Below are 18914 nucleotides of genomic sequence, written 5' to 3' on the forward strand. Positions count from 1 at the left end.
TGCTGAGGAGGCGGAGTTAGAATGAACAAAAAGATATGGATCGCAGCTTTGCTGGTAACGGTAATGGCCGTAGCTGCTGGATGTGGAAGTAAACCAACAGCTGCTCCGAGTCAGACGCAAGGTGCGGGATCAGAGACACAAACAGGGAGCGGCGTTACAGAGGTGAAGGGTGAGGTAATTACCGATCCTGCAACTGCTGGTTCCGAAGAAAATACAACACCATCTAACTCGGCGAACGGAGGTTCAGAGGGAACAACATCTTCCGGTGGAACGTCTACGGACAAACCTTCAACATCCGATAGCAAGGAGAAGAAGTCCATTGAAGTGTTCTTTACTGATCCGGAGGAGCTAGAACTTCACAAAGCATCGGCTGAAATTACGTTTGCATCGGAAGATGACAAATATAAGGAGACTTTTGCTTCTCTGCAGCAGAGCAAAGACGATAAGCTCGTTCCGCTTTGGTCCAAAGAGATTGAGCTGAAATCAGTTCAGTTCAAGGATGGAGCTCTGACACTGGATATTCATATGCCAGATACGGCACGTCTTGGTGCTGGCGGTGAGTTGTTTGCCATCGATGCGTTGAAACAAACATTTTTCCAGTATGAAGAAGTGAAGTCACTTGATCTGCTGGTAGATGGTAAGTCCACTGAAAGTTTGATGGGACATGTGGATCTTGAACATCCAATGACAAGATCCAATTAAGCTGTGCTTCAAAAGTGTTAACGTGGACTCACGGAATAAGGTCGTTTTACATGAGAGAGGGGAATCATAGGTGACTTTTAAATATAACTATCCATCACATTCTAAAAAAGTAGTATCAGCCGTGCTAGCAGGCATGATGGCCCTGAGTGCAGGTGGGGCTGCAATGGCAGCAGACACAACAGAAACGGGACAGGGCCAGACTGCAACATTAAGTAACACGGCTGCACCATCAGGTATGTTCAGTGATATCAAGGCCGGATACTGGGCTGAGAAACATGTATACAAGCTGGCATATCAAGGCATTCTTCTCGGTAATAACGGCCTGTTTCGTCCGGGAGACGCGGTAACGCAGCAGGAAGCGATCACGATGGCCATCCGTTTTATGAATATGGAATCTCGGTTGAACACCAGCACGGCTGCGGCATTACCGACAAATATGGAAGTGGGAAACTATTTCAAGCCATATGTCGCGCTTGCACTACAACTGGGACTTGTGGATAAAACGGAAGAAGCATCAGCTGATGTGTCTAAAACGACATGGGGCCAGAAGCCGGCAACTCGCGAATGGATCACCAAACTGTTAATCCGCTCGCTGAACAAAGATGCTGAAGCGAAGGCTCAAAATAACCAGTCTACAGGTTTTGCAGACAATGCAAATATCTCGGACAGTGCAAAAGGGTATGTAAACCTGGCTGTTAGTTTGGATCTGGCCAAAGGTCTGGAAAATAATAAATTCGATCCAACAGGTTCTGTAACCCGTGCGCAGCTTGCTACATTCTATAGCCGTGGTGAATCGTTGACGGATACAAAATACTCGAATACTTCTACGGGTTACGTTACCGGATTGAAAGACGGGCAGATCACGCTGGTTGTTGACGGTAAAGCTGTTAACTATGCAGTGAACAGCAGTACCCTCTACTTTACTAAAGATAGTGAATCACGGGCATCGGCGACAGATGTAAAATTGTATACCAAAGTTCTTATTGTAGGTTCAGCAGGAGCAGCATCCTATGTGGAGGTTGTTGATGCGAAACCTCAAGTGGAGAGCGTTGAAGGTACGTTTGCACGTTCGCTTACAGGCAATAAAATCGGACTGTTCGTAGGCGAAAATTATGAAACGTATTCTTATGATGAGAATACCGCTTTTATAGATCAAAATGGGAAAGCGATCAAATTGTCAGACATTACAGCGGACAGCACCATCGAAGTACAGCGCGAGACATTCTCGGCTGACAAAAAAACAGTTCTGGTGCAGGTGAAATCTGGAATTGTCAATAAAAGCGACAGCGGCGTTATTTCGGAAGTGGCTGCTTCCAGCAAAACCATCAAGCTGGTCAATGCTGCCGGTGCAGCAGAGCAGTATACGTACAATGATAACCTGATTATTCGTTATCAAAACCGTATTCTGTCCGCTGCTGATCTGAAGGCAGGCAGTTCCGTAAAATATACCGTAAAAGATAATGTGCTGCAGACGATTGAGCTTGCGCAGGGAGTTGAACAATCTGTTCGCGGAACGCTGGTTGAGATTGGTGGCAATCAGTCCACAGTGATGTTTAAACGTGATGGTGGTTCCCTTGAAGCAAAAATGCTGATTGAGAAGCCGGAAGTTATCATTAGCGGTATCCAGGAAGCATCGCTAAACGATCTGATTACAGATACGAATAATGGCGACAAGGTTGAGCTTACGTTAAACGGTGATGATCAGGTAACACGGATTCAAGTCATCGGACGGCAGATGGAGCCGCTGAACGGAGCCACGGTCGTATCTTACAACAGCAAAACAAAATTACTGACCGTATTGGATACGAATAAAAAGCCATATGTATTTACACTGGATGACAAGACGAAAATGGACTATAATTCCTCGAAACCGACATTGGCAGGGCTGGAGTCCTTGTTAAATGACGGACGCAAACTGGATCTAACTTATGTCGGAACTCGTGCATTGACGGTGAAGGTTATTTACAAATATGAAGGAACAATCAGCAGTATTGATACTTCAAACCGAAAAATCAGCTTGTTATCTGGAAGCCAGACCATTACTGTCCCTTACACAACGGCGCCTGCGGTTGAAATGTACAACAAATCTAATGGGGGCCTGTCTGATTTGAAGATTGGCGATAATGTTACCATTACCCTCGGATCAAATCAGGATGTAGTACAAAAAATTGCGCTGAAAACGGCAGCTCAGTTTGAAATTGTTGGTGTAGAAACGAATGGCCGGGTCCGGGTGAAATCGGATCTGCTTTCCAGCCAGTTCTACTTTGATCAGGCAGTGCTGACAAGTGAAAGTGGACAAACGATTACGACATCACAGCTGATCGCAGGTCAATTGATTAACGTGACATTTGAAGGAATAACGCCAAAAGCGGTACAGGTGGTAAAACGCACTTTTGCGGAAGTTACTGCAGTTGATGGTACTTCGGTTACACTGAAACAGTTTAACGGTTCGACAGAAAAAATGTCTGTGAGCGGCCCTGTAAAAGTGGTGAAAGCCGGCTCGACATTAACTTCTTTGACTAACTTGACGGTTGGTGACCGCGTGGAAATGACCAAAGATACAGATAATTCTACGCGTTTCAGAGTACTTACTGTCATGAGCAAACAGTTCTGGTCGTATGATGGAGTGGGTAACCAGATTTTGGTTAAACGCGAATCGACATCAGACATGAACTATCGTTTTGCTCTGGGTTCCAACGTATTTGTTCACCAGGGTGACAACACTTTAAGCGTGCAATCTCTCAGAGATAATGATAATATTGTATTGTATCTCCTGAACAATGTCGTAATGGAGATTCAAAAACAGTAATCGTTTCTTTTCGAGGATCAAAAGAATGACCGTCTTGATACGGGATCTTTCCCGCATCAGGACGTTTTTTTTGCAAGCTTTCGGATCCCCGCCTAGCTACTTGGTTGAAGCTTGAAGTAAGGCTCCGCAACGCGGGGTAGATTTGTGGGAGGTAGCTCTTCATGAATGCAGCGACGGTAAAACATATACTCGAAACAATGGAAGCCATGTTTCCTGATGCACATTGCGAATTAAATCACAGTAATGCATTTGAACTAACGGTAGCTGTCCTTTTATCTGCCCAGTGTACAGATGAAACGGTGAACAAGGTCACTGCAGGTTTGTTTCAAAAGTACAAAAGCCCTGCAGATTATCTGGGGGTTCCACTTGAAGAGCTGGAGCAGGATATCAGGCGAATCGGATTGTACCGAAACAAGGCCAAGCATATCCAGAACATGTGCCGAATTTTAATAGAGCAGTATGGCGGAGATGTCCCGCAGGAGCATGATCAGCTTGTCACCTTGCCAGGTGTCGGGCGAAAAACCGCGAATGTTGTCGTTTCGAATGCGTTTGGCGTACCGGCTATCGCTGTAGATACTCATGTTGAACGTGTGTCAAAAAGACTGGGTCTCGCGGGTTGGGATGACTCCGTACTTGAAGTTGAGAAGAAACTGATGAAGCGCGTACCTCGGGATGAGTGGACTATAACTCATCACCGGTTTATATTTTTTGGACGCTACCATTGCAAGGCTCAGACGCCCCAGTGTCATATCTGTCCGTTACTGGACATATGCAGGGAAGGGAAAAAACGTATGAAAACGTCCCAGATCAGGAAAGATAAGGAACGTATTACCACCCGAAAAAGAAAATTAAATTCATGAGCAGAAAAGGATGAATAATGATGAAATGCATTTCCGTGTACACTGATAATTTTGAAGCCTTCTCCGATATTTTTGAGCAAATCGTTGAGCAAGAAATGGCTGAGAATGAAGAAAAAGAAGTTGAAGGTATTACGGTAAGCCACTCTGGCGACGTGCCTGAGCATTATCTGGAGCGCATGTCCACAAAACCTGAGGTTGTTGTAATGAGAGACAAAGGCCGTGACATTACCATTTTGCAGCATGGTCAAGTTTTTGAAATCTTGTTGCCTACAATGGAAAACGCAGTTTCTTAAGTTTAATTAACATATGATCAAGAACCTGGTTGCATTGACATTGCCGAGAAGCGATCGTTAGTGTAAGCTGTCATGCAGCCAGTTACTTGATGATAAACGTCCCTGATTAGAGTGGGAGTTAAAAGCGTAACCTGAATAAAACCGACATGTTCGGTTTTATTTTTTTATAGTTACATAGTAGGTTGCTGTAACAAACTATGCACACGGAAACGTGGAGATCAGAATGTTCAGTCGATTCAAATGAATTTTTGACATGATCACGAGACAAATCATCTCGATATGAACTTATATTGATCTGGAATCCATCTACATGCAGATTCGAGGTAAATCGTTCAAATTCAAACATGATGATGTTAAACTATATGGAGATAAATCAGAGATTGACGTCGAAACGGATGTCAAATTAGAGGAGCCAGGAGGAAGGCCAGTCATGTCCAGAACAGATTACCCAGCAGAAATGGCCACACCTTTGTTACCGCTACGTGAAGAAATGAAGCAGTCAGGGGACCATACCGCTGTAGAGGCACTAACGGATTTAATCAACAAGGCTGAAACGAAACATCTGACGATTGCGTTCTGTGGACATTTCTCGGCAGGCAAGTCGAGTTTGATCAACAGCTTGTGTGGGAAGCGAGTACTACCATCAAGTCCAGTACCAACAAGTGCGAATGTCGTCGCGATACGCAACGGTAAGCCGAGAGCACTTATTTATACGACACCAAACGAAAGCGCTGACAATAAAGCAGGCACATTGGAGGTTTCACCAGAGGAACTAGAGGCGTATTGTAAAAATGGCGGGGCATATAGTTCCATTGATGTATGGGATAATATCCCGCTGCTGCAAGACGAAGCCGTATTGCTAGATACGCCAGGTGTAGATTCTACGGACCGCGGACATAGTCTGGCTACACATTCTGCTCTGCATTTGGCTGATGTGGTGTTCTATGTGATGGACTACAATCATGTTCAGTCGGAAACCAATCTTTCTTTTGCCAAAAGTTTGTCCGACTGGGGCAAGCCATTATTTTTGATTGTGAATCAGATCGACAAACATCGGGAGCGGGAGCTTTCGTTTGATCAATATGTGCAAGGGGTAGAGGCGATCTTTGCTGCATGGGAAGTGCGTTATGACGGCTTGTTATTCACGTCTTTGCGTGATCAACAGCATCGACATAATCAGTGGAGTCAGTTGCCAGAGCTGATTACACAGCTCATGAACAAAAAGGAAGAACTGATCTCACATAGTTTGATAAGTTCGGCCAGCCATATCACGGAGCAGCACTTGGTGCGGGAGGCTGCAAAGAGAGAAGACGAGGAAACGGCACTACTTGAAGAAATTGGCGGGCAAGAAGGCATTGAACGATTGGAGCGTGAACTTGCCCTTCTGGATGAGCAAGCTGTAGAACTTCAGGGCAGACCTTCGCAAGTTCGTGAGAAATTCAGAGCAGAAGTGGATTCACTGCTTGCTAACGCAAACCTTACCCCGGCGGATATACGTACTTCAGCTGCTATTTATTTGGAGAGTCGCAAGCCTGGATTTCGGGTAGGGCTGCTCTTTTCAGGTGGTAAAACGGAGCAGGAGAAACAGCGTCGCGCATCGGAACTGGTGAGGTTGCTCCAGGATCAAACCTCCAGTCAAGTGGAGGTCCATATCCGTACGATGCTCAGACAACTGGGTGAAACCTATCAAGTGTGGGATGCGACGTGGGAGCAGGCGCTTAACACCGAGTTGCCTGCAATTAATGAAGAATTGCTTGAACTGAAACGAAGTGCGAGTGCAGAACTGTCGCCTGAGTATACACTGCAATTCAGCAAAGATGTCCGGGGCGAGATTGAGGCCCGGTACCGCAAGTCGGCGATGCTGCTGGCCGACCGCATCCTGGAAGCGCTGGCTGCGCAGGGCGAAGCCGCGCTCCAAGCGCTGAACGCCAGCCGCGCAGCGCTGCTGGCGCAATCCGCGGCGGCGGCGCGCTACACGGCGCTCCAGCGCGCCGCCGCCGAAGAGGCAGCAGGGCTGCGCAGCCTGCTGCCTCCTGCGGGCCCCCTCCCCTCCGGGCTATTGCCGGAGGTGAAGGGCCCGCACGTGCCCGCGCCTGAACCGGGCGAAGCTCCCGCTTCTCAGGCGGGCACGTGCGCGTCTGTGGCGGCGCAGCCACAGACGCATGCCCCTGCGCCGCCGCGCGCAGCAGCGGCGCAGGGCGCACCGGCGGCTGGCGCGGAACGCCGCCGGCGCTTGGACGCAGCAGCGGCACGGCTGGAAGCCGCTGCTGCGCTGGTAGAGCCGTACCCCGCCATGGGGTCGGCGGTACGGGATTTGCGTGCACGCGCGGCTTCGCTTGCGGGCGGCACGTTCACCCTTGCGCTGTTCGGTGCGTTCAGCGCGGGCAAATCCTCCTTCGCCAACGCATTGCTAGGCGAAGCAATCCTCCCTGTATCGCCGCATCCAACAACAGCGGCGATTAACCGCATCATGGCTCCGGCCGACRGCGCGGAGCATGGTACTGCCCGGGTTCGCATGAAGACCCCGGAGGCCTTCCAGGAAGACCTGGCGTATTCCTTCCGCCTGCTTGGGCTTGGGGAGCCGGACAACGAATGGCAGAAGCGGGTGAAATCGCTCACGCCAAAAGATGTGCATCCGGCAGGACGTCCGCATTACAGCTTTTTGCAGGCAGCAGCGGCTGGTTGGGAAGAGACGTCGAATCAGCTCGGGCAGGATGTGCTGGTAGATTTAAGCGGCTACCGTAATTTTGTAGCCAATGAGAAAAAATCGTGTTTTGTCGATTCCATTGACCTGTATTACAGCTGTGAAGTGACCGAACAGGGCATTGTGCTCGTGGATACACCGGGAGCAGATTCGGTTAATGCACGGCATACAGGGGTAACGTTCAATTATATGAAGAATGCCGATGCACTCATATTTGTAACCTACTATAATCATGCCTTCTCTCAGGGAGATCGACAATTCCTGAATCAATTGGGGCGGGTTAAAGACAGTTCCGCGATGGATCAAATGTTCTTTGTGGTGAACGCAAGTGACTTATCATCTTCGGACGAAGAATTGGAGCAGGTGCTTGATCACGTAGGTACAGAGCTGCGAAAAAATGGAATCCGTTCACCACGTCTTTTCCCGGTATCCAGCATGCTTGCGATGGAAGGAAAAATGGATGGAAACGATGATCGATTGCAACAATCTGGTTTTGTCCGTTTCGAAGAAGAGTTTAATCAATTCGCAGGCAAAGAACTGGCTGATCTGGCAGTGGGCGGAGCTTCCGAAGAGTTGGTACGTGTCATTCAGCGATTGAAGCAGCGTGCGAATGATGCGGCACAAGGAGAAGAAGCGCTGCGTCAGCGGCGTGATGAACTGGAAACAATCTCGGGACAGTCCCGTCAGCGGATTGAGCGAATGGCACAGCGGTCAATGAAGGAAGAGTTGTCACAGGAAACGAACGAATTGCTCTTCCATGTCAGACAACGTCTTGCTTTCCGGCTCGGTCAGTTCATGGCAGAAGCGTTTCATCCATCAGTGTTGCGAGAGGATCAGGGCAATCTGAAAACGGCATTCGCGGCCTGTGGCCGAGAGCTGCTGCGCATGATCGGTATTGAGCTGGAGCAGGAATTGCTTGCTACAACGCTTCGATTGGAACAGACAGGGCATGCCTGGGTTGCCAAGCAAGTGACGGAATGCATCGATGAGGTGAAACAACTGACAGGTGGCATTGACTTGTCCTTAACACTAGATGAAAAGTGGAGTACACCTGTGCTGGAGGAGATCCGGCTTGAAGAACCGTCGGGTTGGAAAAACTATTGGAGTTACTTCCGTAATCCGAAGCAGTTTTTTGAGGGGGATGGACGTCCGCGCCTTCAAGAAGCACTTGACCCTGTTCTTAAGCAGATGATCATTGAAGTGCTCCCGGCTTCGGAACATAAGCTAGTGCAATTTTATGATACGCAGGTTTCTCAATCCGTGCAGCATCACTCCCGTCAGCTAACCGACAGGCTGGAAGAAGCCGTTACAGGCATACAGGATACCCTCGCAAGTGGTATTCCAGCGGAGAAATGGGCAGCGTTGTCCGCTCAGTTAACAGAAATGCAGGAGTAGAAGGTCGCGGAGTTTACATTAGGATGTGTACCTGCAAGCAACGGATGGGACGCTGCTTTACGAGCAGAAAAGTCAGCCGTATATGCAAATGTTTTGGAAACGTTTGTAAAATAATTCATGACTTCCGCAATCTTTTGAAAATGTTGCAAAAAAACAGCAGAAAAGGCTCCCGCCGCAAAGGCATATGGGGAGCCTTTTTTTGGTATGAACAACCTGAAATAAAGAGAATATTCAAACATTTGATTGAAAGTCGGGTATTGGTCTTCATGAATGCGATAATAAGCTGAAAGTAGCCTGAATATGGTCTATTATTAGCTTTGCCGCGAATGAGGGACGGTGATAAACTTCATAAATGTTCATATCATTGTAAGCAACATTAGAGGAGGAGAAACATGGATGTTCTTAGGCAACTGCAAACCTATTTTTGGGAGAAGCGAACGTATTTACTGGTATCGATCTTGTTCCTCGCCTTAGCGACCGCACTCGGGCTCGTTTATCCGAACCTGCTGCGAATCCTGATCGATGATGTCATTGTGCCACGAAATTTTGAAGGCGTTCCCATGCTTGCCCTGACTGTGTTAGGGGTCGTCATTTTGAAAGCAAGCATGCAATTTTTACACGGTTTCTTTGGCGGACGTTTAGGTAATTATCTGGCATACCGATTACGTAATGCATGTTATGAAAAGCTTCAATTTTTATCCTTCCGTTATTATGATACGGCCAAAACAGGTGATCTGATGTCCCGCCTCACGGGAGATTTGGAGGCCATCCGTAACTTTATCGGATTTGGTTTCGCCCAGATTCTTAACATGGTTTTAATGGTCGTATTTGGCGCAATTATGATGATGACGATGAGTTGGAAGCTAACCCTGCTGACACTTGTATGCATTCCTCTGCTTGTCTTCGTTGCGCTTCGATTCGAATCCAGAATTCATCCTGCATTTCAAGAAATGCGACTGGCGTTAAGTTCGCTGACTACAGCGGTGCAAGAAAACATTACAGGTGTTCGAACGGTTAAATCGTTTGCACGTGAGCCTTATGAAGTGGAGAAGTTTTCCACATGGAATGAACGTTACAAAACAAATCAAATCCATGCCGCCACGTTGTGGAGCCGATATTTCCCGATTATGGAGATTCTGGCTTCGGTAAGTGTTGTACTTCTGCTTGTGATTGGTGGAAGAATGGTTATCCAAAATACGCTCACCTTGGGTGAACTCGTTGCGTTCTTCAGTTTGATCTGGTACATAATCGGTCCAATGTGGGGTCTGGGTTTTCATATCAATAACTACACGCAGTCCAAAGCTTCAGGCGAAAGGGTGCTTGAGCTTCTGAACACACCGGTCGATGTCGAAGAAACGGAAGATCCACTTATTGTTGAAGCGGATCAGGTGCAAGGTCATGTGACTTTTGAAGGAGTAACTTTTGCCTATGGCAACAAAATGCCTGCTGTGACGGATATTAATTTTGATGCCCCGCCAGGTTCTGTAATCGGTTTCCTTGGTGGAACAGGCTCAGGGAAATCAACGATAATCCAGCTTTTGATGCGGGCGTATAACGTTAACTCCGGCTCGATCAAGCTTGATGGTAAGAACATCAAAGATATGGGTATTCGTAGCTTGCGGAGTCAGATTGCATCCGTATTCCAGGAAACGTTCCTGTTCTCTTCCAGCATACGTAACAACATCTCTTACGGGCTGAAAAATGTGACGATGGAGGAGATAATCCGTGCTGCCAAACTAGCCAAGGCACATGACTTTATCATGGAGTTTCCCGAAGGATATGATACGGTCGTAGGTGAACGCGGCATGGGACTTTCTGGAGGACAAAAACAGCGTATTGCTATTGCGCGGGCGCTTTTGAAAAATCCGAAAATTCTTGTTCTCGATGATGCTACGAGTGCGGTTGATATGGAAACCGAACATGAGATTCAGTCTGGCTTCCAGGAGGTTATGCGCGGCAGAACGACATTTATCATTGCCCATCGGATCTCTTCTCTGCGGCATGCAGATGAAATTTTAGTATTAGACGAAGGTCGTGTGGTACAACGTGGTAAACATACGGAGCTTATTCAAGTGCCTGGACCGTACCAGGATGTGTATAACATTCAATATGCAGACTACATTGCCCGCGGCAAGCGGGAGGTTGGGGAGCAGGTGAACTCATGAGTGCCGAAACGATAACAGACAGGCGCGAGGTCAAAGGGACCTCGGATAAAAAACTGAATGAACGATTTGTCTATCAGGACGATGAGGTAATTGAAAAACCGTTTAACTGGAAAGAATTTGGTCGATTGTTTGCCTATATGAAACCGTATGCGAGGCAGCTTCTGCCGCTCGTGATTCTGATGATGATTCTTGGAACGATTACTAAATTGTCCGTACCATTTTTAATCAGTCTTGCCATCGATAGAGCCATAGCACCGCAGACTGGAGTGCCTAGCATGACACTGCTGTATCTGATTGCAGGTTCGATCTTGCTTTTGTATCTGATTCAGTGGGCGGCCAACACGTATCGAATTAAACTGACCAACATTATCGGGCAGCGAGTGATTTACGATCTGCGCTCGGATTTGTTCAAACATATTCAGAAGCTGTCTTTTAACTTTTTTGACAAAAGACCGGCAGGTTCGGTGCTGGTACGTGTAACAAATGATATCAACTCCTTGCAGGATTTGTTTACGAACGGTGCAGTTAACGTCATGATCGACTGTGTGCAACTGCTCGGTATCATTGTCATTCTCCTGTTAATCAATTGGAAACTGGGGCTGGCCGTCATTATTACGGTGCCGATTATGTTCATTATTTCCACCAAACTGCGGGTGCTGATTCGCCGGGCTTGGCAAGATGTGCGCATGAAGAACTCTCGGATCAACTCTCACTTGAATGAATCTATCCAGGGAATCCGGGTAACTCAAGCGTATACACAGGAAAAAGAAAATATGAAATACTTCGACAATATGAACCTGTCCAGCAAAAAGTCCTGGGACAAAGCATCCGCGATGAACCAAGGATTTGGTCCTTTAATTGAAATCACAGGTGGATTTGGTACGTTGATTCTGTTCTGGTATGGTGCAACTCTCATTCAGAATGAAGTGTTAACGGTGGGTCTGCTGGTTGCCTTCGCCAACTATGTGGGGAACTTCTGGGACCCGATCAACCGTCTGGGACAGATGTATAATCAGTTGCTGGTTGCGATGGCATCATCTGAACGTATCTTTGAGTTCATGGATGAGAAGCCGCACATCGCCGATAAAGAGGGAGCCAAACCGCTTCCTTCTATTAAAGGGGATATCGTATTTGATAACGTCGTGTTTGAGTATGAAAAAGGAAGACAGGCGCTGAAAGGCATCAGCTTTTCGGCGGCAGCGGGACAATCCATTGCCCTTGTCGGTCATACAGGCTCCGGTAAAAGTACAATTATCAATCTGATCAGCCGTTTTTATGACATTACGGGTGGACGCTTAACCATCGACGGACATGACGTGCGTGATGTAACTGTGGAAAGCCTGCGCAGTCAGATCAGCATTGTACTGCAAGATACGTTTATTTTCTCCGGCACAATTCGGGACAATATCCGTTTTGGTCGGTTGGATGCCACCGATGAAGAAGTGGAAGAAGCCGCCAAAGCCGTTAATGCTCATGAGTTTATTATGAAACTGCCGGGCGGATACGACACGGAAGTGGAAGAGCGTGGTAATGTGCTGTCTATGGGACAACGACAGTTGTTATCTTTTGCCCGTGCATTGCTGGCTGATCCACGTATCTTGATTCTGGACGAAGCTACAGCCAGCATCGATACAGAAACCGAACTGAAGATTCAGGAAGCACTGAAGGTGTTGCTCAAAGGACGCACGTCCTTTATGGTAGCGCACCGTCTCTCCACCATTCGCAATGCAGATCACATTATTGTGCTCGATCACGGGGAGATCAAGGAAGAGGGCAATCATGAACAACTTATCCAGAAACAAGGGGTATACAATGGTCTGATTGAAGCGCAGTATCGGTTTTTATAAAAAATTATAATGAATAATGCATGGTTATAGACACTTCAGCTCATGTTGCTTTTTGTGACTTTCATCAGGAGATCCTGATCGAAAACACAGGAGCAAAGGCGCTGAAGTGTTTTTTGAATGTTATGCGCTGGACGTGTCCATATGATCTGCTTTCAATGTGTTTCTTGTACCGGGATCTGAAACCAATCACGAAATTATGTTATATTTTAAATAATATATAAAGCACTGTAGAGATGTCTGGAGGAAAAGCATGCAGATCAAAGCCAAAGAACAGGCTAGTCTATATCCATCTTTTGATATGCTGGATCAGCTACATTTCAAGTTAATTGAATTAGAGTCGGCTGAATCAGAATATTCAAAATCGATCTGGCGGCTGGGAAAACATTTTCTCGATAGTTATATGATGCTGTTCATTGCAGAAGGTGAGGGATGGATCACCGTGGACGGTCAATTTATTGAACTTAGAAGCGGAGCGATCTACATAGGTTTGCCTGGACAACTGGTCGAGGCAGAGGTTCATGCGAAAGGTGAACGAGGATTGTACCAGATCAAATTCAGCGTTTTATGCGATGGAGAGACGAGTGAAGCATCCGCTCATGCGATGATGAAGCAGATGTGCATGCGGATGAACGACGGTGCAATCAGGTGCAGCTCACCAGCGGCGGTAAATTTGTTATGTCAGGAGATCGGTCAGCTGACTCGCGAGGAAAACGGGTTACGGCGTTATTATGGTCAGATACGTTTTCAGGAGCTGCTTTACACGATATTCAATGATATGGTTCATGTACTGCAATCAACCACCCCAATTTTGCCCATTGAACAGGTGAAAAATTATATAGAACAACATTATATGGAGAAAATCACGATACAGAACATGGCTGAGGTTGCCCGAATGAGTTCTCGTCATTTCATGCGATTATTTAAAAAAATGTATGGCTGCAGCGCCATGGACTATTTGACCATATATCGGATCAAGCAGGCTCAGATAATGATGAGGAATGATTACAGTCCTCGCCTAAAGGAAATAGCGGCTTGTGTCGGGTTTCAGGACGAAATGTATTTTCGCCGAAAATTCAAACAAATCTCAGGCCTTCCGCCAGCGGCTTTTATACGCAATAGCAAACAGCGTATTGCTACGATTCATTCACTGGGCATTGGAACGTTGCTGGCTCTTCAGGTTGTACCCTGCGCTGCCCAAGAAAATCACCCATGGACAGCATATTACAGACGAAAGTATGAAACGGATAAAGTTGTACCTCTTGTTGAGGATGAGGACGGCTGCCTGGAACAATTGAAGACAATTCGTCCCGATTATATTGTAGCGGTTCGTGAAGAATTGTCCGATAGCATGAGCCAGCGTTTAAATTCACTGGCACCTGTTTGTCTGCTTTCGAAGACAGATGGAGATTGGCGAGATCATCTCCGAACTGCAGCTCGGTTCATGAACCGGCTTGCAGCTGCTGAAGTCTGGCTGGAAAGATACGAGCAAAAAGCTGCGGTGGTGCGTGCCCAGTTATCGGAACAAACTCGCCAAGACCGGCTTATTGTGCTCAATGTGCAGGGGAACGTCATACAGGCTATGAATCCGAAGACGATTGCTTCGGTGTTCTATTCAGATTTGCAGCTCTTGGCGCCAGAGGGAATAGAGCGTATTTGGCACAAGCACAATTTGAATATTCATGATTTGGCGGGGTTGTCTATCGATAGAGCACTGGTTATTGTAAGCGAAGATGAAGAATCGAGACAAACGTGGGCAGAAATGCAGCAGTCCGAGATGTGGATGGTTACAAAAGCAGCGCAAAATGAGTGTATTGACATGCTGATTCCAGGTGTTTTGCTGGATTATACGGCCTTTACGCATGAACTGATGCTGGATGAAGTATTAAAACTGTGGCAACATCGTCCATAATATAAAGTCGGAATCGTCAATATCCTGCAGGGCAGTTATTTAATATACTACTCCTATATCTAATTGATAATGATAATTATTATTGATTATTCTTATCATATTTAACACATATAGGAGGTACATAAGAAATGAAGTCAAAATTGTGGGTAATATCAGGGGTTATTCTGATGTTATTGTTACTTAGTGCATGTGGACAGGGTGCTGGAACAGAAACATCTGGTTCCGGAGAGGGCACGAAAACATCATCTGGCGCCGCAGCAAATACAAAGAATACCGGGCAACAACAGGAGGGTGAAGACAGAATCATTCAGACGGAGATGGGCGAAATAACGATCCCTAAATCTCCACAGCGTGTAGTTGGATTATCTGTCGTATACCCAGAACTGTTATATGCACTTGGCATCGTTCCTGTAGCTGTACAAAATTATCATGATGATTTTCCTAAATATCTGCAGGAGCCGTTTAAAAATACAATGAAGATGGGCATTGGGAAAACGCCTAATTTTGAAGCGATCCTTGAGGCAAATCCCGACTTGATTATTGCACCTGCATGGTGGTCGAAGAAGGATTATGATCAGCTTTCGCAAATTGCGCCAACCGTGCTTCTGCCAGAGCGTGAAGAATGGCCTGAAGAACTAGAGGATATCGCTGCGGTTTTTGGGAAGGAAACAGAGGCCAAGCAGGTTTTGGAAGATCTAAAGCAACATGAAAAAGAAGGCGCAGACAAGCTGCATAGCCTCATCGGTGATGAAACGGTGTTATATGTCCGAGTGATGGAGAAAGAGATTGTTTTGAATGGTCCCAATCTTTCTCGGGGTGCTTTTGTCCACAAACGGTTGGGTTTAAAACCGGTGAGCAATTTTCCAAAAGATGAAACTGGATTGTCTATTTCAATGGAAGTATTGCCAGAGTATGATGCAGATCATCTGATTATCCAGCTTGATGATGAGGAAAATTCGGAAATTCAGAAGAAATATAAAGACATGATGAGTACATCCATCTGGAAAAACCTGAAGGCTGTCAAAAAAAATCATGTATATCTTGTAGGCGGTAAAGAATGGTTTAATCTTGGAATGGCGCCGCTCGCGGACAATTATGTAATTGATGATATTGTTGCTGCTTTTGAAGAGAAGAACAAATAGACTTTCGAGCAATGACTCTTAGACAGCTTTGAACGTAGCAGGAATAAATAGTTAGGATGTGTTTTGAAATGCATAATCAGGACATTTTTGATGTAACGATTATCGGCGGTGGTCCGGCAGGGATGTATGCGGCTTTTTACGCAGGTATGCGGGAAATGAAAGTGAAGCTGATTGAAGGAAAGGATCAGTTAGGTGGTTTTTTACAGACCTATTCTGATAAAACGATATGGGATGTAGGTGGACTACCCCCGATGAAATGTGCCAAGCTGATTGACTGGTTAGTCCAGCAAGCGAAGACATTTGAACCGACGGTTGTGTTCAACCAAAGTGTGGATGCAATATCCCGGCTGGACGACGGCGTGATTGTACTGCAAACCGTTACGGGTGAAGTGCATTATACGAGAAGTGTTATTGTTGCCATCGGTCGAGGGATTGCCGAGGTGCAGAAGCTGAAACTGGACAGTGCGCATGAGTATGAACGTAGTAATCTGCATTATACAGTGCAGAATCTGAATTATTTTGCGGGAAAGAACGTATTGATCTCGGGCGGCGGCAACAGTGCTGTGGACTGGGCTCTTGAACTGGCAGAACTGGCTAGCACGGTAACCGTTGTTCACAGACAGGAAGCTTTTCGTGCGATGGAACATAATGTGAAGCAAATGAGAAGCAGGGTAAAGGTGCATACCCCCTTCCAGGTTGAATGCTTGTATGGCAATGGGGAGCGCATACACCAAGTCGCTATATCCAATCCAGCGACAGGTGAGAACATACGTCTTGAAGTGGATGAAGTCATTATCAGTCATGGATATACGAGTCAGGCAAGCAATCTTGCACGCTGCGGTTTGGTTATGAATGAAGGGGTGGTTGCTATGAACCAGCTGGGTGAAACGAACCTGCCAGGCATTTTTACAGCAGGAGACTGCGCGGAACGAGAGGGTAAAGTGCGATTGATTGCGGGGGCTTTTAATGATGCGATTGTAGCGGTCAACAGTGCCAAAACTTACGTTGAACCAACCGCGGCTGGGATGGCCTATGTTTCATCCCATAATGAACTGTTTCGTGAGAAAAATCGTGATTTGGAGAAAATTGACTCATTACAAGGATGAATTATGTAACAGGAAAAATTAGGTTGTATGTTTCTTTAATTTTATATCCTTAAAAATGGGAGGAATGGAAAGAGTATCGAATCCGAGAATGTAATTTGTAAAATTTGATCGAAAAAACACAAAAAATCTTGTAAAATTCACAAGAAAAATAGGGAGTACTCTTGCAATCTTTAACCAAAACCCCGAAAATAGAGAGACAGATATAGAAGATTTCTCTTTGGGAGGATTGGAAAGAACATGTGGGGTGCTCCTTTTTCGGCTCAAGCCAAAAAAATGCTGCTGCTAGGCAGCGGAGAATTGGGTAAAGAGGTCGTCATTGAGGCCGCACGTCTCGGTGTGGAAACGATCGCTGTTGATCGTTACGAGAATGCACCGGCCATGCAGGTCGCACATCGATCTTACTGCATCGACATGTTAGATGGCGAGGCATTGAAACAATTGATCCGACAGGAACAACCGCATTACATCGTACCTGAGATTGAAGCCATTGCAACTGAGGCGCTGCTAGAACTTGAGGAAGAAGGTTTTTGTGTCGTACCAACGGCCCGCGCTGCCCGTCTGACTATGGATCGCGAAGGCATTCGTCGTCTGGCGGCAGAACAATTAAAACTTCCTACAGCAGCTTACCTCTTTGCGGATAGTTTGGAACAGCTGCAAGATGCTGTTCGTGAGCTGGGTACACCTTGTGTGATCAAACCACTGATGAGTTCGTCTGGTAAAGGTCAGAGTGTATGCCGAGTACCAGAAGACGCAGCGGATTGCTGGGATATTGCACTTTCGGGAGCAAGAGGCAAATCCGTGCGTGTTATCGTGGAAAGCTTTGTGAAATTTGAAAGTGAAATTACGTTACTTACCGTCAGATCGGTATCAGGTACTGTGTTTTGTCCACCGATCGGCCACATTCAGAAAGATGGGGATTATGTCGAATCGTGGCAACCTCACGCGATGACTTCTCAGCAATGGGAACAGGCATGTCACATCGCAAAGACGGTTACGGATGAGCTGGGCGGATATGGGCTTTTTGGTGTTGAACTGTTTTTGACTTCTGACGGTGTGGTGTTTAGTGAGATATCACCGCGTCCGCACGATACAGGTATGGTCACAATGGTTACACAGGATAGTTCAGAATTCGCACTTCATGTACGTGCCATTCTTGGTTTTCCCGTCACAGAAGTACATTTGCTAACACCGGGAGCTTCAGCAACGCTGAAGGCCGATGTTGAAACATCGGATTTCACGATAGGTGGAATTGAAGATGCGCTGGCTTTACCTCGCACTCAGGTTCGTGTGTTTGGCAAACCTGAGACGAAACAAGGTCGCCGGATGGCGGTAGCTCTTAGCGCTGGAACAGATGTGGAAGAAGCTCGTAAAACAGCGGTTCAAGCCGCAAATATGCTGAAAGTGGAGGTAAATCATGTCCAATAATGTGGAGGCCCCTGTACTGATGATCCGAGAGTGTGAACTGCGAGATGCTGAAGCAGTAACGGGATTGATGCGAGAGGTCAGCTATCCAACAACAACCAATGTTATGAAAGAACGCATTGAAGGTATGGAGAGCAATCCTAACGCGTGCATGCTTGTTGCCGAAGTGGATGAACAGATTATTGGTGTGATTGGCTTGCAATGTGTTCAAAGTCATGCCTATCCGGAACCTGCTGCCCAAATTACATCTTTGATTGTTGGTCAGGAACATCGCGGCAGCGGCATCGCCCGTCGTCTAATGGCCCGTGCTGAAGATTGGGGCAAAAAACAGGGTGGTAAGCAATTGTTTGTCACTGGTGCAAATCGTGAAGTGACTTCAACGGCGTATTCCTTTTATGAGCATATTGGTTTCCAGAAAAAAGGCTATCGATTCAGTAAAGTTCTTTTATAATAGATGAAACGGCATTCAGCAAGTGTGAACTTGACTGAGTGCCTTTTTTTACTTGTTATATCGCGCCTAGGTCTTAAAAGCAGGCGTGAAAAGGGTATATCGAATCTTG

Annotated in this window: 12 protein-coding genes; all 12 read left to right on the forward strand. The window is 46.5% G+C overall.

Annotation, left to right across the window (positions count from 1 at the left end; genetic code table 11):
• Positions 1-21: 21 nt before the first annotated feature.
• The 12 genes from AB4Z30_RS01410 to AB4Z30_RS01465 all read left to right on the forward strand — a co-directional run bounded on the left by AB4Z30_RS01410 (position 22) and on the right by AB4Z30_RS01465 (position 18805).
• Entirely contained in the window at positions 22-702 is a 681-nt protein-coding gene (locus AB4Z30_RS01410; protein WP_441922535.1) for a GerMN domain-containing protein, read from the forward strand.
• A gap of 70 nt (positions 703-772) precedes the next feature.
• Positions 773-3511, forward strand: coding sequence for an S-layer homology domain-containing protein (locus tag AB4Z30_RS01415; RefSeq protein WP_441922537.1), 2739 nt, complete (start codon positions 773-775; stop codon positions 3509-3511).
• Positions 3512-3672: 161 nt separating this feature from the next.
• Entirely contained in the window at positions 3673-4371 is a 699-nt protein-coding gene (gene nth / locus AB4Z30_RS01420) for an endonuclease III (protein WP_441922539.1), read from the forward strand.
• 20 nt (positions 4372-4391) lie between these two features.
• On the forward strand, positions 4392-4664 hold the full coding sequence (locus AB4Z30_RS01425; RefSeq protein ID WP_441922849.1) for an NAD/NADP transhydrogenase alpha subunit: 273 nt from the start codon (positions 4392-4394) through the stop codon (positions 4662-4664).
• 430 nt (positions 4665-5094) lie between these two features.
• Positions 5095-8763, forward strand: a complete 3669-nt coding sequence (locus AB4Z30_RS01430; RefSeq protein ID WP_441922541.1) for a dynamin family protein — start codon at positions 5095-5097, stop codon at positions 8761-8763.
• Positions 8764-9155: 392 nt separating this feature from the next.
• Positions 9156-10928 carry an ABC transporter ATP-binding protein gene (locus AB4Z30_RS01435; protein WP_441922543.1) on the forward strand — a complete coding sequence of 591 codons (1773 nt, stop codon included), beginning with the start codon at positions 9156-9158 and terminating at the stop codon, positions 10926-10928.
• Positions 10925-12775, forward strand: a complete 1851-nt coding sequence (locus tag AB4Z30_RS01440) for an ABC transporter ATP-binding protein (RefSeq protein WP_441922545.1) — start codon at positions 10925-10927, stop codon at positions 12773-12775. The genes AB4Z30_RS01435 and AB4Z30_RS01440 overlap by 4 nt, the downstream gene beginning before the upstream one ends.
• A gap of 250 nt (positions 12776-13025) precedes the next feature.
• Positions 13026-14684, forward strand: coding sequence for an AraC family transcriptional regulator (locus AB4Z30_RS01445; protein WP_441922547.1), 1659 nt, complete (start codon positions 13026-13028; stop codon positions 14682-14684).
• A gap of 128 nt (positions 14685-14812) precedes the next feature.
• On the forward strand, positions 14813-15826 hold the full coding sequence (locus AB4Z30_RS01450) for an ABC transporter substrate-binding protein (RefSeq protein ID WP_441922549.1): 1014 nt from the start codon (positions 14813-14815) through the stop codon (positions 15824-15826).
• Positions 15827-15894: 68 nt separating this feature from the next.
• Complete coding sequence (locus AB4Z30_RS01455) at positions 15895-16932, forward strand: NAD(P)/FAD-dependent oxidoreductase (RefSeq protein ID WP_441922551.1); 1038 nt, start codon at positions 15895-15897, stop codon at positions 16930-16932.
• Between the two features lie 237 nt (positions 16933-17169).
• On the forward strand, positions 17170-18357 hold the full coding sequence (gene purT, locus AB4Z30_RS01460; RefSeq protein WP_441922553.1) for a formate-dependent phosphoribosylglycinamide formyltransferase: 1188 nt from the start codon (positions 17170-17172) through the stop codon (positions 18355-18357).
• The gene (locus tag AB4Z30_RS01465; RefSeq protein WP_441922555.1) at positions 18347-18805 is read left to right on the forward strand and encodes a GNAT family N-acetyltransferase; all 459 of its coding nucleotides are present in this window, start codon (positions 18347-18349) and stop codon (positions 18803-18805) included. Before purT ends, AB4Z30_RS01465 begins: the two co-directional genes overlap by 11 nt.
• Positions 18806-18914 lie beyond the last annotated feature (109 nt).

It is taken from the genome of Paenibacillus sp. 2TAF8 (genome assembly GCF_052114825.1).
In the GTDB taxonomy this organism is placed as follows: domain Bacteria; phylum Bacillota; class Bacilli; order Paenibacillales; family Paenibacillaceae; genus Paenibacillus.

Excerpts from the sequence above, each read along its gene's own strand:
- AB4Z30_RS01440 (WP_441922545.1), top strand. The coding sequence starts at position 10,925 with ATGAGTGCCGAAACGATAACAGACAGGCGCGAGGTCAAAGGGACCTCG.
- AB4Z30_RS01425 (WP_441922849.1), top strand. The coding sequence starts at position 4,392 with ATGAAATGCATTTCCGTGTACACTGATAATTTTGAAGCCTTCTCCGAT.
- AB4Z30_RS01445 (WP_441922547.1), top strand. The coding sequence starts at position 13,026 with ATGCAGATCAAAGCCAAAGAACAGGCTAGTCTATATCCATCTTTTGAT.
- AB4Z30_RS01450 (WP_441922549.1), top strand. The coding sequence starts at position 14,813 with ATGAAGTCAAAATTGTGGGTAATATCAGGGGTTATTCTGATGTTATTG.
- AB4Z30_RS01435 (WP_441922543.1), top strand. The coding sequence starts at position 9,156 with ATGGATGTTCTTAGGCAACTGCAAACCTATTTTTGGGAGAAGCGAACG.
- AB4Z30_RS01410 (WP_441922535.1), top strand. The coding sequence starts at position 22 with ATGAACAAAAAGATATGGATCGCAGCTTTGCTGGTAACGGTAATGGCC.
- purT (WP_441922553.1), top strand. The coding sequence starts at position 17,170 with ATGTGGGGTGCTCCTTTTTCGGCTCAAGCCAAAAAAATGCTGCTGCTA.
- nth (WP_441922539.1), top strand. The coding sequence starts at position 3,673 with ATGAATGCAGCGACGGTAAAACATATACTCGAAACAATGGAAGCCATG.
- AB4Z30_RS01465 (WP_441922555.1), top strand. The coding sequence starts at position 18,347 with ATGTCCAATAATGTGGAGGCCCCTGTACTGATGATCCGAGAGTGTGAA.
- AB4Z30_RS01455 (WP_441922551.1), top strand. The coding sequence starts at position 15,895 with ATGCATAATCAGGACATTTTTGATGTAACGATTATCGGCGGTGGTCCG.